This window comes from Flavobacterium sp. KMS, from assembly GCF_000813005.1.
Lineage (GTDB): Bacteria > Bacteroidota > Bacteroidia > Flavobacteriales > Flavobacteriaceae > Flavobacterium.
The window spans coordinates 24,322-39,519 of sequence record NZ_JSYP01000020.1; the positions used below are offsets into that span (position 1 = coordinate 24,322).

General features: G+C 32.7%; 7 protein-coding genes. All 7 read right to left on the reverse strand.

Translation table 11 applies throughout. The features are described from left to right. Window positions 1–2 precede the first annotated feature (2 nt). The gene (locus OA93_RS18545; RefSeq protein WP_039115217.1) at window positions 3–236 is read right to left on the reverse strand and encodes a phosphopantetheine-binding protein; all 234 of its coding nucleotides are present in this window, start codon (window positions 234–236) and stop codon (window positions 3–5) included. A gap of 21 nt (window positions 237–257) precedes the next feature. Then, window positions 258–1,577 carry an FAD-dependent monooxygenase gene (locus OA93_RS18550; RefSeq protein ID WP_039115218.1) on the reverse strand — a complete coding sequence of 440 codons (1,320 nt, stop codon included), beginning with the start codon at window positions 1,575–1,577 and terminating at the stop codon, window positions 258–260. 47 nt (window positions 1,578–1,624) lie between these two features. Next, window positions 1,625–3,895 (reverse strand): ACP S-malonyltransferase, encoded by a 2,271-nt coding sequence (fabD, locus tag OA93_RS18555; RefSeq protein ID WP_039115220.1) that lies wholly within the window; start codon window positions 3,893–3,895, stop codon window positions 1,625–1,627. A 30-nt stretch (window positions 3,896–3,925) separates the two neighbouring features. Continuing rightward, on the reverse strand, window positions 3,926–5,236 hold the full coding sequence (locus tag OA93_RS18560) for an FAD-dependent monooxygenase (RefSeq protein ID WP_039115222.1): 1,311 nt from the start codon (window positions 5,234–5,236) through the stop codon (window positions 3,926–3,928). A 43-nt stretch (window positions 5,237–5,279) separates the two neighbouring features. Then, window positions 5,280–7,082, reverse strand: coding sequence for a cytochrome P450 (locus OA93_RS18565; RefSeq protein WP_039115224.1), 1,803 nt, complete (start codon window positions 7,080–7,082; stop codon window positions 5,280–5,282). 23 nt (window positions 7,083–7,105) lie between these two features. Continuing rightward, window positions 7,106–7,294, reverse strand: a complete 189-nt coding sequence (locus OA93_RS24940; RefSeq protein WP_131474504.1) for a hypothetical protein — start codon at window positions 7,292–7,294, stop codon at window positions 7,106–7,108. Window positions 7,295–7,466: 172 nt separating this feature from the next. After that, window positions 7,467–15,197, reverse strand: a complete 7,731-nt coding sequence (locus OA93_RS24225) for an SDR family NAD(P)-dependent oxidoreductase (RefSeq protein ID WP_082001843.1) — start codon at window positions 15,195–15,197, stop codon at window positions 7,467–7,469. Between the last annotated feature and the right edge of the window lies 1 nt (window position 15,198).

Genomic DNA, 15,198 nt, shown 5'->3' on the forward strand with positions numbered 1-15,198 from the left:
TTTTATTTTTCAGCAATCAATTCTGCCAACTCATTTATGGTTTGTGCTCCTGCTAATTCTATTCTGGGGATTTCTTTTTCTAATTGTTCTAATGTTAGTGCAATTAATTCTGCTCTATCGATAGAATTTGCTCCAATATCTGATAGTTTTTCATCATTAGATATTGTTTGACCTTCTAATTCTGGAATAATCTCGATTAAATTTTCTCTAATTTGTTCTACTATTTTATTTTTCATGTTGTAATGTTTTTATGTTAATTATATGTTTCCTTTAAATACTTTCCACAAAATTTTGGGTCTGAATAAATCTTTTCCTGATTTAAGATATCCTGCTACTTCTAATAATTCTTTAAATAATTCGGTGTCTTTATTAGCTGCTTTTTGTAAAGCTTTCATATATCCATTAACCATTTTGAGTCCAGCAGGTTTTTCTCCTTCTGTTTCTGGGTATTTAAAATCTTCATAAGATCCCGAAGTCCAGAAATCTTCTATTACTTTATTTACTTTGTTTATATAAGTCTTAAAAACTTTATCATTCGATGGTGTAATTCTCAATACTTCGTCTAGAATTTTGGCCTGACATATAGCTGATGCCATTCCTTGGGCATACATTGGGTTGAAGTTTGAAACTGCATCCCCTAAGACTAAATATGACCCCGGAAATCTCTCTAGTTTTTCATAATGTCTTCTTATACTATGTGGACATTTAAACACTAGAAAATCTGTAAGCCTTGTTGCTCCTAATATGGCATCATATAATCCTGAAATAGGCAGTCCTTTTAAAAACTTTAGTAGTTCTTCATCATTTTGAGGTGGTTCAACTCCTCTCATTCCTATTAATGTAAGTACCCATCTATTATTTTCAATAGGCATCAGCACGGCTCCTAATTTTTCATTTGGTGCCTCTGGAGTATAGCTAATTACTTCTAATTTTTCTTCCGGAAGCATTTTTTTACGTTCAAATAATATGGTTACATACATGATATCAATCTTGATTTTAGTTTCTTCTGGTGTTGGATATCCATATTGTTCTAACCATTTATAAGCTTTGGTTCCTCTTCCTGAAGCATCTACTATAAAATCGGTATTTATAATCTGTTTTTCACCTGCTTTTTCTAATACCAAAGCGTTGACATTCTCATTTTGCATTTTCATTTCTAAGGCTTTGGTTTCATCTTGAATCGTAATATTCTTGATATTCAAAACCTGTTTTTTTACATGATATTCTAAAAGCTCCCTTGTCATCGTAAGTGCAGTAATTCCTGTAACTCCTTTTTTCTTGAACCCTCCGTATGAATACCAATTGTAATCATTACCGACATCCAGTTCTGATGCGCCATTTTCTATTAATTCTTTTTTTAGCGATGGAAAATACGCTAAGAGTATGTTCATTGCATGGGCTAGTACCAAATGGATATGTCTCGTTTGTGGTTGTCCTTTTCTCGTTTCTGGTTTATTATCTACTTTATCTTTTTCTATAATGGTTACTTTTTTAAAATGGTTGCTTAATGCTCTTGCTGCAACTAAGCCTGCCATACTCCCCCCAATTACTACTGCATGTTCTCTAGCGGTATTCATATTTTTATTCGTTTTAATATTTTATACTTTTTTATCCGACACTATCTTTAAACCAATGCAGCTTTTTTATTCATTAATTTTTCTGCAGATTCCATGATTTTCATTCCTATTTGATCTACATGTCTGTTTTGCCATTCTTCTAATGGTGTTCCTTTTACCCATTGATTAAATGCACCTAAAGCTGCTCCTGACTGTATTTGAAAATTAGCTTGTTCATCTGTAGCTCCTTCTAATGCATATTGGTTTGCCTGCCTTAAATAATATTTAAATATAGTAGCCATCTTTTTCTTAGGTCTTTCTTCTATACTCGCTATTTGTGCTATTTCATCTCTTTGTATAAACTCTTGTTTGATAATTTGCCATACTTCTGGTAATGTTTTCTTGAAGTATTTAGCCTCTAGTTGTTCTCTTACATCAATGGGCAAATCATCTAAACCATCATAGCGTTGATACAACTCGTATAGTTTTTTTGCACGTGTTGCAAAGAGAACTCCTTTCTTTAACACCTGTGCTTGTATGCCAATTTCAAACAGTTCTTCGTCTGGAATATATGCTGTATCCTGTACATCACTATTTTGTAATAACTCTTTGGCTATAGGGCTTAAACCAGATTCTACTGTACATTGATTAATTGAACCTGTGAGTACAAAATCGGCTTCCATGATAAAAGCACTAACAGCAGCTTCCGGAGTTCCTATTCCTCCTGAAATCCCCAGATGTATTGGGTCTTTATACTTATATTGCTCTTGGATTTGGTTACGCAAACTTTTTATCGATGGAAACAATACAAATGCAGAACTCCTATGCGTTACCCCTCCCGGATCTGCTTCTATGCAGATATCTCCACTTAAAGGAATTTCTCTTGCCATTTCTGCCTGATCTTGTGTAATCCATCCGTTATCTAACAACCTTTTGATAAGCCTTTCCGGAACTGGTTTCATAAAACCTTCTGCAACTTCTGGTCGCGATATTTTGGCTATGATTTGGTTATTACAAACTATATTTTGACCGTCTTTCCTCTCTAAACCTACAATTCTAAAATACGCTAAGGCTGAAGTAATTTGACTAAATCCTCCTGCTTCTATTATTGTTATCCCTTGCTTTAGCAAACTATTGACTAATTCTATCTCTTTGTTAGGATCCAGAATATTGTGATATAAATTAACTCCAAAAGTTTTCTCTTTTGCGACTTGTTTCTGAAGCCTTTCTATATCATTATTAATTTCCTTTATGGTACGTCCTTTGGTTCCCAAAAAACTTAACATTTGAGAATTTGCCATTTTCTTCACCATCTCTACTGAAGTTATTCCCATATGAAGTCCACCTGCAACATAAGCATAAGATGTATTGTATCTTTCGCAAAACGTACTACTTCCTAACGTGTTTTTTTCATGAATACCGGTTGTTTCTTCCGCTATATTTTTTACTTGTTTTTCACTAATAAGGATTGGCTCTTCTATCTTTATTTCTTCATAAATAGGCGAACAACTGCTCTGAATTTGCTCAACCATTTTGGTTAATCTATCTCCTCCTACTTCTTCATATTCTTTAACATTTTTTCCCATCAGATAACGGATAGAATCAACCCATTGTACTGAACTTGCTATTTGTGTTCCGAGCAAATCTTTAATTTCATGTTGGGCGTAACTTCTTGCTGTAACATTAGAAACTACTGGAACTTTAAGACTATTAAACTCTAGTTTATGAATAAAGCCGTTAAACTCTTCTACTGCACTTTTCATATACCTGGAGTGAAATGGTGCGGTAACTAGTAATTGAATAATTTTTATATCTTGCCTGTCAAAATCTTTTACCAGCTGATTAATTGCTTCTTCAGGACCTGATACTACTACTTGACTAGGTGTATTGAAATTAGCTATATCAATAGCATCATGTCCTCCCTCTTTCAATTTTTCTTTTAAAGTGATTTCATCTAATCCTAAAACAGCTGCCATTGCCCCTCCAGAAGCTTCTCCCATTAAGGCTCCTCTTTTTTGTACAATTCGTACTCCCGTTTCAAAATCAAATGCTCCTGCCGCCAATAAAGCATTATATTCTCCTAAACTATGACCGATAAAATAATCTGCTTGAGTTGAGGCAAATTGTTCATCATATTTTAGTGCGTTAACAACAAACAAAGCAGGTTGTGTAAACTCTGTTTTGTTAAGTTCTCTTTTGGGATCTTTAAGACATAATTCTTCTAGGTCATATCCAAGGATATTTGAAGCTATTTCCGTTTTGTCTTTATACTTATCAAAAAGATCTTTTCCCATTCCTTTGTATTGGGCTCCTTGTCCTGGAAACATTATTGCTTTCATTGATTTTTCTTGGTTTTAATTAATAAAAAACTATTTACGCATATTGGCCACAAATACTTTCCACATAAAATTGGGAGAGAATAAATTTGTTACAGGTTCTATCATGACAGAAACCTTTACAAGCTCACTATATACCGATGCATCCTTATTGGCTGCCTTATGAATTGCTACCATATATTTATTGACTAGTTTTACTCCTTTAGGTTTTTTACCTATGGTTTCTTCATACCTGAAATTTTCATACGATGAGGCATCCCAACATTGATCCAAGATCTTAGCTACTTTTTCAAAATATATCTTTGACATATTTGCCGGATCATGTTTCTCTATTAGTTCTTCTAAAATTTCTACTTGTAAACAAGCAGAAGTTATACCTTGTCCATGTGCAGGATTTAAATTGCAAAACACATCTCCTATCGGAAGGAATCCTTTAGGGAATTTAGATAACTTCTCATAATATTTCCTTAAGCAATATGGGAACTTATAGACTACAAAGTCACTTTCTTTTTGGCATGCTGCTAGCACATTATAAAAATTTTTGTCTGGTAATTGTTTAAGAAATTCCATTAAATCTTCGTCTGTCGGAGGATCTTCTTTATGCCAACCAGCTACACAAACCAAGTTTTTATTATTTTCAATGGGTTGTATTACCACTCCTATTTTATCGGGAGATTTTGGTGCATACATCATTACCTTTCCTCCCTGAAGTCCTCCTTCAGGTCTCGTGTATATAGCTGTTTTGTATGTAATGTTAACTATCGTTCTCTCTTCTTCTGGCTTTGAATAATTGTTGTTTTCTAACCACTTAGGTGTTAAAGAACCTCTTCCCGTCGCATCAATTACCAAATCGGATTCTATTACATATTCCTCAGTATCTATACCCTTAACTTTTACTCCTTTAATCGTTCCGTTTTTTTCAATTAAATCGATATATTTTGTTTTATCGACTATTTGCACATTCGGTATTTTTTCTACTCTTTTTCGAACTCTATAATCAATTAATTTTCTACTACATATCAATGTATTTATCCCCGTAATCATATTTTGTTTTATACCTCCATAAGAATACCAGTATGCTCCATTGGCAAGGTCTAGTTCTACAGCTCCATCATCTTTTAATTCTTTTGTAATCCTTGGAAAATAGTGTTCTAAAGTATTTAACCCTCTAAGCAACAACACATGAAACTGTCCTCCGTGAGATTGACCTTGTCGCACTTCTGGCTTGTCCTCTAGTTCATCTTTTTCGATTAGAATTACTTTTTTATATCTTTTACTGAGTACTTTTGAAACCATTAATCCAGAAATTCCTCCCCCTAATATAATTGCAGTTTTATTATTCATTTTATTGTTTTTAAAATTTTAAGGCTCTTGTTTACAATTGCATTTATACAACCAAAACAGGTGTGTTCAAACGCTTAATTTTTATATTGAATTTACTAGGTCCAAGAGTTGTATTAAAATGATCTTCTACACTATTTTCTTTATCTGCTTTTGTGATTTCATAATTTTTTAAAATCATACACAAAATGGTTTTCATTTCTACCATTGCCAATGATTTCCCTGGACATATTCTTTTTCCAAGTCCAAAGGGTATAAGGTTACTTTGAGTTGTATGAAACGTGATACTTTTGCTATCTACCCAGCGTTCCGGATCAAATGCTTCTCTTTTTAAAAAAGGACAACTTTCCTGATCTCTATAATGGGATAATAAAAATACATCTGTATCTTTTGGTATTTCATATTCTCCAATAATACAGTCTTCATTTGTAGTTAATGCGATGACTGGGATTACTGGTTTTAACCTCATTACCTCATAAATAACTGCATTTACATACTCTAATTGATTGGAATCGTCCATTACTTGTAAAAACTTTTCTTCTCCTAAAACAAGCGATATTTCTTCTCTCATCTTCTTCTGAACTTCGGGATAGTCTGTAATATAATGTAGTACCCATAATATAGTATTGGCAGTTGTATCTTCTCCAGCTACAAGTGTTCCAAATATGCTTGGATAAATCTCTTCATCTGTTAAGTGTACTCCATCATCATCTGTTGCCTGTAATAATGCCTCTATATAGTTTGTCGGGTTTTCTTTCAGTTCAGGATTTAATCTTATTCTTTCCTTTGCTTCATTTATATACTTCCAGATACCTTGTTTTATTTCTTTTAAATCTCTATCTAATTTATAATCCTTAGGTAGTTTAAAAAATTTCCAATATTGAACAGGAACTACAATTCGAAATTGTATCATGTTCATTACTCTTTTATAATTGTTTTGAATTTTATTTCCGTCATTTCCAACAGTTCCTATTTTCTGTCCAAATGCTAAATAGGATATAATATCAAATGAGTAATTAAAAATATCTTTATGCACGTCTATTTCTGACGTTTTTTCCAATGTTCTCTCCCAATGATTATAAAGGTCTTCTGTAGTTTCTTTTATAGATGGATAAAAGGATCTAAGTACTTTATTAGAGAGTGCTTGAGTTACGTATTTTCTGCTTCTTTTCCATTCATCTCCTTCTGTTGAAAAAAGGTTATGAACATCCATCTCTTCTAATACGGGTCTGATATTTTTAAAACGTCTGTATTTATAAGGGCGTTGGTTTAGAATTTCCTTGATAAAAGACACTTCAGAAATCACTACTCCGTTTTCGCCATTAACATTAATTTTATAAAAAGATCCATATTCTTTTGCCCATTCTTCGTATTGCAAATGCACTTTTGTCATCTTAGAAAGAAAGCTTAACGAATTACCAAAAACTGGTATTGTTTTGGGACCTGGCAAATCTTTTAATGATTTTATAGGTATGTATCTTTGCTCAGGTGTATTTTCCATCTCTCTTTTATGAGCCAAAAGTTCATTTTTATCAATAAAGATATCCCCATTAACTATTTCATAATAGAATGTTTTTAAACCGTCTTTTGATTTGCATTTATTTTCTCCTGATGTGCAATTAAACTTCCATTGATGCGCTGGGCATACTATATTTTGCTCTCCATCAATTTCACCAAAACTCAGCAATTCTTTTTCGTGCGGGCAAAGTCCTTGAAATATTTTAATCTCATCGTTATTATTAACTATTACAAGCTCTACATTTTCTTTATTGATACCTATCATTTTCTTATCTTCCAATTCACTACTATTTATTAGTCTAATTGGATGAAACTGTTTTTTAATTTCCATATTCTATATTTTAAAAAGGCCAATTAATAATTTACTTTTTTCCCTTTTTCATCTAACATCTTTATGGCAGATCTCCATGAAGGACTTTTTTCTGTTTCATAAGAAACATAGGCTCCGTATACTGCTATTTTACCAATATCTTTCATCACATTTCTATGTTCACCATTGTTTCTAAATTCCAACATATGCTCATGGTCTCTCCATAATGTCATTGTATAGACAATCCTAAAAAGTTTCAAACTTCTATATTTTAAGCACTTTACCTCTTTCATTTGTTTTTTTAATCTGTATTCTACAGAGAATAATGACATTGATTTTAATAGAGATGTACTTTTTATTTTAGTTATAGATACTATCATTATTACGTATATTTTTTTATGTTATTTAATTCAAGGATTCTTGTTCTTTTTGTTCTTTATAAAATGTTATTTCTTTAACCCATTTGGAGCAATGAGGTTCTCTTATTATCGAAAAATGATCTCCTTCTACATCTATTACTTCTACCTGTTCAAAATATGGACTCCAACCTAAATCATAGGATCCATTTGTAATTACCTGATCTTTTACTTTGGCTAGTGTAATAGGAACCTGATGCTGAATATCCATTTCGTAAGTACAACTCATAGATACATCAAAAACATCCCATAGTTTTCCAAACATTTGTTCATTTACTGTTACTCCATTTGTTGTAATGAAATCATATAATAATTCCTTTCTAACTGTATTTTTTTCTTGTAGAATGGCTTGTACTCTATTTTTTAAAGCTTCTATTTCTACTTTATCAAATATTTCAGGGAATAAATTAAGGAACAAAACAGTTTTATCCATCTCGTTGCTGGATAATGTATTAGGAAAACAATCGAGCATAAATATTTGTTTAACTTCTATACATAATGCTTGTAACTGCTTTACCATTTCATAACTAATTAGTCCGCCAAAACTATGCGTAACAAGATATATCGCTGAGTCTGGTTGTGCTATTTTAGCAATCTCAGCTACATTATGGCTAGCCATTTTTTCTATGCTGTCTAGTGGTTTTTTATTATCAAAAATTCCTTGCATAGTGATTCCATAACAGTTTCCATATTTAGAGAACTGCTCTGCTAATTCATAATATCCATACGCAATACCCGGAACTCCTGGTATAATAAAAACATTAGGTTTTTCGGGTACTATCTTATGAAATTGTATCAAATAAGAAGACCCTTCTATGGTACTTTGTAATTCGTTAGTATCTAGCTGACTTAGGCTATGCTCGTTATTTTTTGTACTCGATGAGGTATTTTTATTACTTGATCCGTTTTCTGAAATTACTGCATCAATGTCTTGATGTTTATCATGAACGGCTGCATTATATTCCTCTAATAAATGCTCAGCTAAACTTTCTATAGTTGTATTATTGTAAAATACTGACGGTAATAATGAAATCTCATAATAAGCATTCAGCTCAGCATTTAATTCGGTTAGTAAAATTGAATCTACTCCATATAATGCTAAATCTTTATCTCTTTCTATTTTATCTTTATCTAGCTTTAATAGATCTGCAATCAATAAGTGTAACTTATCCGTGAGCGCTTCTCTAACATTTTTTCCAATTTGTTCTACTGCATTTTCATCCTTTTTCTTTTCAGTAAAATGGTTCGTAATAACATTTCCTATTTTTTTCGAATCTCCATAGGCTACTATTATATTTTGAGAATTTGTAGATAAAATTGTTTCAAATAATTCTAATCCTACTTCTGTTGGCATTGGTTTCATCCCCCATTGAGTCTCTAAATAGGCTATTTGTTCATTTTGCAATCTCATTCCTCCATCTTGCCAAAATCCCCATCCAATACTATAGGTTTTACCTTGTCTGTTTCCTTGTAATCGTTTCTCTTCTCTATATAAAGCATAATTATTAAGATAGGCATTGGCTGCAGCATAATCTGATTGCCCAATATTTCCTAATTCACTTACGATAGAAGAAAATAGCATCATAAAGTCTAAAGGTTCATCTTTACATACTTCGTCTAAGTGTTTTAGTCCTTCCATTTTTGGAGTAAAAACACTTTTAGCTTCTTCTTCTGTTTTGGCTAGGATTAAACTATCTTTTGTGATTCCTGCTGCGTGAATGAGTCCGTTTATATTTCCAAACTTTGTTTTAATTTTAGAAATTGTATTCTGTACTTTTTGCTCACTTGCTAAATCACAAATCATGTAGGTTACATTTGGCAAATTCCCAATAAAATCTTGTTGACTTTTATTTAATCTTTTACGTCCTAAAAGAATGACTTTAGCTTTTTTATGACTACTTATATGTGTTGCCAAAATGCGTCCTAAACTCCCCATTCCTCCAGTAATCACATAGAGACCATTTCTTTTAATAGCTGTTTTTCCTTTAGAATTTGGAAGGCTAACTAGTTCTAGCTGTTTACAATTTCTGTTTCCTTTCGTATATTTAATTTCCTGATCTGTTGATGCTATTTCATTTTCAATTATTTTAGAAATAACGACACTATTTGATATTGTAAACTCCTTATCAACTCCTATCATTTTTGTTATGATTTTTGAGTTCTCTAGCGAAGCTGTTTTTAATAAAGCACTTAAAAACGCTATGTCTAACTGCTTATTTATAGGATATGCAAGGATTAGTTCGACAGTTTCTTTGCTTGTTATCAATTCCTTGATTATTGCTATTGTCTTTTCAAAATAAGTTTCGGCAGAATTGGCTTCAATCACAGCTATATCCGTATTTAATAATTCATGAAAATGTGCTGCCATTTCTGGAGCAGCATCACAGATTACTATTTTACGTTTTACTTCGGCATTTCTTTTAGCACTTATTGGAGTCTCTTTCCAAACTGGTTTATAAAATTGTGCTTGCTCAGTTGTTATTATTTCTGGCATTGTTTTTCTTTCTGGCAGAAATAATACATTCTGAAATGCGATTAATACTTCTCCATTCAGATTACAAATATCTACGTCATAATTAATGACTTCATCTGATTTGTTGTTTTTACTTTTTCGTACATACGACCATATATTCTCTTCTAATGGTTGGTAAATATCAATCTGCTCTACGCTAAAAGGAAATAGAAGTCCTGTTACTTCTTTTTCTAAATTAATCCCTATACATGTTTGCAAAGCACTATCCATAATACCTGGAGTCAAAGTATATCCTTCTCCTTTTGGCAATTCAATTTTAGAAATTGCTTCAGAAGAGTTATACCACAAGTGTTGCACTCCTCTAAAAGAGGCTCCTAACTCTAATCCTATTTCTTGGTATGTCTTATAGAAAGCATCTCTGGAAATACTTTTGTTAAGAGATTTTTTAATTTTCTCTATATCATGTTTTATAGGTGTTGAGACTTCGATTGAGGTCAGTTCTCCTTGGCTATGAATTTGTTTTTCCGAACCCAAAGTATCTTTTCCTTCTATGTTACTATATACAACATATTGAAGGCTTCCCTTTTGTTTGATGATTTCTGTTTCAATTTTTACTTCATTTCCTTGATGCCATATAGGCTGAAGCCATAACACGTTTTTAAATTGCGTAATATGTTTTTCTATACTCTTTTCTCCAGCAGTTTTGGCTAGCTCTAAATAAGCTACTCCTGGTAATATTTTTTTATTTCTAAAAATATGATCTCTAAAAAAGTGCTCTTCTCCTAAATAAGTACTGCTAAATTTTTGAATTCCCTCATCTACGCTTACACTTTGATGTAACAAAGGATGTCGTTTTTGTATTCCTTGATTCGACTCGATAATGGTATTGTTTTTTAACCAATACCTGTCTTTTTCAAAAGCATACGTTGGTAAGCTTATTCTTTGAGGTTTCTCTTTATTATCACTATATAATTTATTCCAGTCGACAGCTACGCCCATAGCCCATAAACTGGCCAAAGACTGATATTCATTATGTTCTGTAGCATATTTTATATAAGCTTCTCCCGCTCCGTTTGACAAAAAGGTCTTGAATTGATTTTTTTCTTTCGCCGAGATTGCGCTTGAACTTACAGTACTCTTATCGTTCTTTAGCTTAATTAAAAAGTCTGTTATAGAATCTGTTATAAATACGCTACGGAATTCCATAGATTGACGTCCTATTTGCAAAGTATACGCTACATCTGCAATAGAAATTACTGGTTTTTGCTCCAGGTAATCAATAAGTTGTTTTATTTGGCGTTCAAGAGCTTTCTCGCTTTTTGCAGATATTGGTATAACAAACTCTTTATTAGAACGGTTTTGTTGATGCTTATTTTCATACTCTTCTACAACCAGATGGGCATTTGTTCCGCTAAACCCAAAACTACTTACCGCTGCTCTCCTTGGTGTTGCATCAGCAGTAACCCAGTCTTGTATTTTATTTGTTATATAAAAAGGACTGTTTTCTAAGTTTATTAAACTATTTGCCTTTTCATAATTTAAAGTTGGCGGTATTTTTTTATGCTGTAATGCCAATATTACTTTTTGTACTCCTGCTACTCCAGCTGCATAAACAGTATGGCCAATATTAGTTTTTACACTCCCTAATCCGCAATAATTAGTGTTATTGGTTTGTTTTCTAAAAGCACGTGTTAATCCTTCAAACTCTATAGGATCACCAAGGCCTGTTCCAGTACCATGCGCCTCTATATAAGTTATGCTATCTGGGTGAATATCATATTTTTGATATACTGCATTTTCTAATTCTTCCTGAGATTTCATACTTGGTGCTAAAATCCCATTTGTAGTTCCATCCTGATTAGTTTCTACTCCTTTTATAATACCATGTATATAATCGCCATCTCTTTTTGCATCTTCTAATCTCTTAAGTACCAGAACGCCTACCCCTTCTCCTGGTACAAACCCATTGGCACGATGATCAAAAGCATAACATTGACCGTCTTTACTTAGCATACCTGCCTTGCTTGATAATTTGTAAAATCTAGGTGTTGTATTAATAAATACGCCACCGCTTAATGCTACATCAATTTCTTTGTGATATAAACTTTTGCAAGCCATCTCTATTGCCACCAATGATGATGAACATGCTGTATCTATAGCAATAGCAGGACCTTTTAAATTAAGGAAATAGGATATTCTTGAAGCTAAGATGGCACTACTATTTCCCCAATAAATTGCTGCATTTTCCAGATTATTTGTTTGCACATAATCTCCTTGTCCTGCTCCAACATATATTCCGCATTTTGCCCCATTTAACTGATCTGATACAATAGCTGCATCTTCAAAAGCCTTCCAGCAATGTTCTAAAAATAAACGTTGTTGCGGATCCATACCCTCCGCTTCTTTACCAGATATTCTAAAAAACAGGGGATCAAATTTATCTATGTCTCTTAAAAAACTTCCCCATTTACTATAGGTTTTATTAGCTACTTCCTGATCTGCAGAGAAATGTTCTTCAATATTCCATCTATCATTTGGTACTTCTTCTATAAGGCTTTCCCCTTCTTTTATTTTTTCCCAAAAATCATTTAAATCCTTTGCACTACCATATTGCCCACTCATTCCAACTATAGCTATATCCAATGCTTTGGCGTTTTGATTGGATTTTTTACTTTCTGTAGAATTACGTAATGGAATTTCTATCTGTGACGTTCTTGCCGAATTGGCTCTTACAATGACTTTACCAATATTATTTCTGTCTTCTAATATTGTATAGGCTTTTTTATAATCTTCAAAAGCAACTTCTGTACTTATCACTGATTTTAAAATTCCCTTTTCTATATATTCTTTACATTCAGCCCATAAGCCTTCAATATATTCTCGATCTTCGCCTATTAATTTTCTTAAATCAACTGCTATAAAGGTTTGATTGTTTGAAAATTTACTCAAATCGATTTTATTTGCCGATTTTAATGCTGTCATCGATAACTCTATATACTGCCCTCTTTTTCCTAAACAATTGATTCCTTTCTGAATATTTTCGCCCGAAAGCGTATTCACAACAACCATTACCCCTTGGCCATTCGTTATTTTATTTACTTCTTCTTCAAAATTTTGTTCTCTATAATTAATCGTATATGGAACTCCTATTTGCTTTAAATAATTTATTTTATCATCACTGCCTGCTGTGGCAATAATCTTTAATTCAAAATATTTGGCTAATTGTACAGCAATATGTCCGATACCACCTGTGGCGGTTTGAATTAAAATATAATCTCCTTTTTTTATCTGTACTCTCCTAAAAGCTTCTACCATAGTCATCGCTACTGTAGGAATTGCACATGCTTCTTCAAAAGATTGATTTTCGGGTATGGATAACAGCTGTAATTCATTAGCAACACAATGTGTACTATGCAATCCGTAACTCCCATCAGTCATTACTATTACTCTATCTCCAGTCTTAAAATTGGTTACTCTTTCGCCTACTTCCATAATCGTTCCCGAGGCCTCAAATCCTGGCGAAAAAGGATACGGAGGCATTGTAGGATATAATCCTTTTACACAAAGTAAATCCCCAAAATTGAGCGAGAAATGAGAAATCTCAACCAGAACCTCATCTTGTTGTATTGCGGGTAAATTAAATTCAACAACCTTAATATCTGCTATCGTGGCAGGTTTTTCTAACCATAGGCGTTGCGCTTGACTTTTTTCTTTATTTATAAAAAAAGCTGTTTCTTCTTCTTTTATTGTTTCTACTGGTTGCTTTAAGACTTCATTCTCTAGCCTGGTTTCATTTTTTGATACTGCTGGCTGCATAGTAAAAGCCGAACTATGTTCTTCTGCCAAGTATTTAGAAAATTCTTTTATGGTAGGATAATCAAATAATATTGTAGTTGGAATTGCATCTGTTAGCGTTTCATTTATTTCCTTTATTAATTCTAATCCTATAATTGAATCTACTCCATAATCAGACATTGGTGTTATCTCATCAAATTCTGAAACCTCCATTTTTAGCACTAAAGCTAATTTTGTCTTTATAAAATTTTCTATCTCTCTAATATCTACAGTTTGTGATGATTCCGTAGCATTGTTAGAATCTATTGCTGCTTTATCCGATTTAATTTCTCTAACACTTTGTGCTACTTTAACCTCCTCTTTTGCCAAGATAATTTCGCCATCACTTTGAGATATTATAATTTGTTGAAATAATTCTTCGTCTTCTGGGTAATTCATCGCATTGACAAAGCCTGTATCTGTTAATACTTTTTGCCATCCCGCAGTAGATAATCCCGGGCTACCTTCCAGCCTTACTTCTGCATCTTCATACAACCACCAGCCATCGAGCAATCCAAATGTGAGGGTTGCGTATATATCATTCTGAGCTATTTCATTTAATACCAACACTCCATTTTTCTTGAGCACTCCTTTTATATTTTGAAGGCTATTTCTAATGTTTTTTGTTGCATGTACTACATTTGCTCCAATTACCATATCAAAACTTCCTAATGGGAGTTCCTGATTTTCTGGTGACTTTTCGATATTAAAAAGTTTAGTTTCCAGATAAGGCGCAATGCTTTTGTAATGCTTCTCTGCATGAAACAAGAAGCTTTTGGATAAATCTGTGTATACATAACTTATTTTATCTTTGTATGCACTTAATACCTTAAATAATAAATTACTTGTTCCTCCTGTACCTGCTCCAACTTCCAGGATGGTAAATTTTTCTCCTTCTCCTAAGGCTTCAACATTATCTGCTACAATATTTTCTACTACCTGACATAGTATATCATTAAAATAATCGGCTTGTTCATTCCCTTTATAGACTCCAGAAACCAGCTCCATACTTCCATCAGGAAACATTACATCTGTTGCATTAACCTTTCCTTGAAATATGGACTGTAACCCTTCCAGACATGCAAATAATAATTTAGCATGATTTGCCATTTCTGGCATTTCTATAGTGCTTTTTTGTAATGTTACCTGCCAATCAAAATCTCTTAATTCATCCTGAATTACTTTAGAAATCGTTAGCATCCCTTCATTTTCGTGAAGATATTTATGGCTTTTCAAACTACGAATACATTCTTCCAGCAAACGAGTGTGTTTATCAATAACCTTTAATTCTATTTTTAACAGGTCTATTTCGCTAGCTATGTCATTTCTAAACCCCATACTCATTAAAATACTGAGTAAAGATTTATAACATATCCTTTCCATTTCTATAGCATTATTTTTTATAGTAGTCATT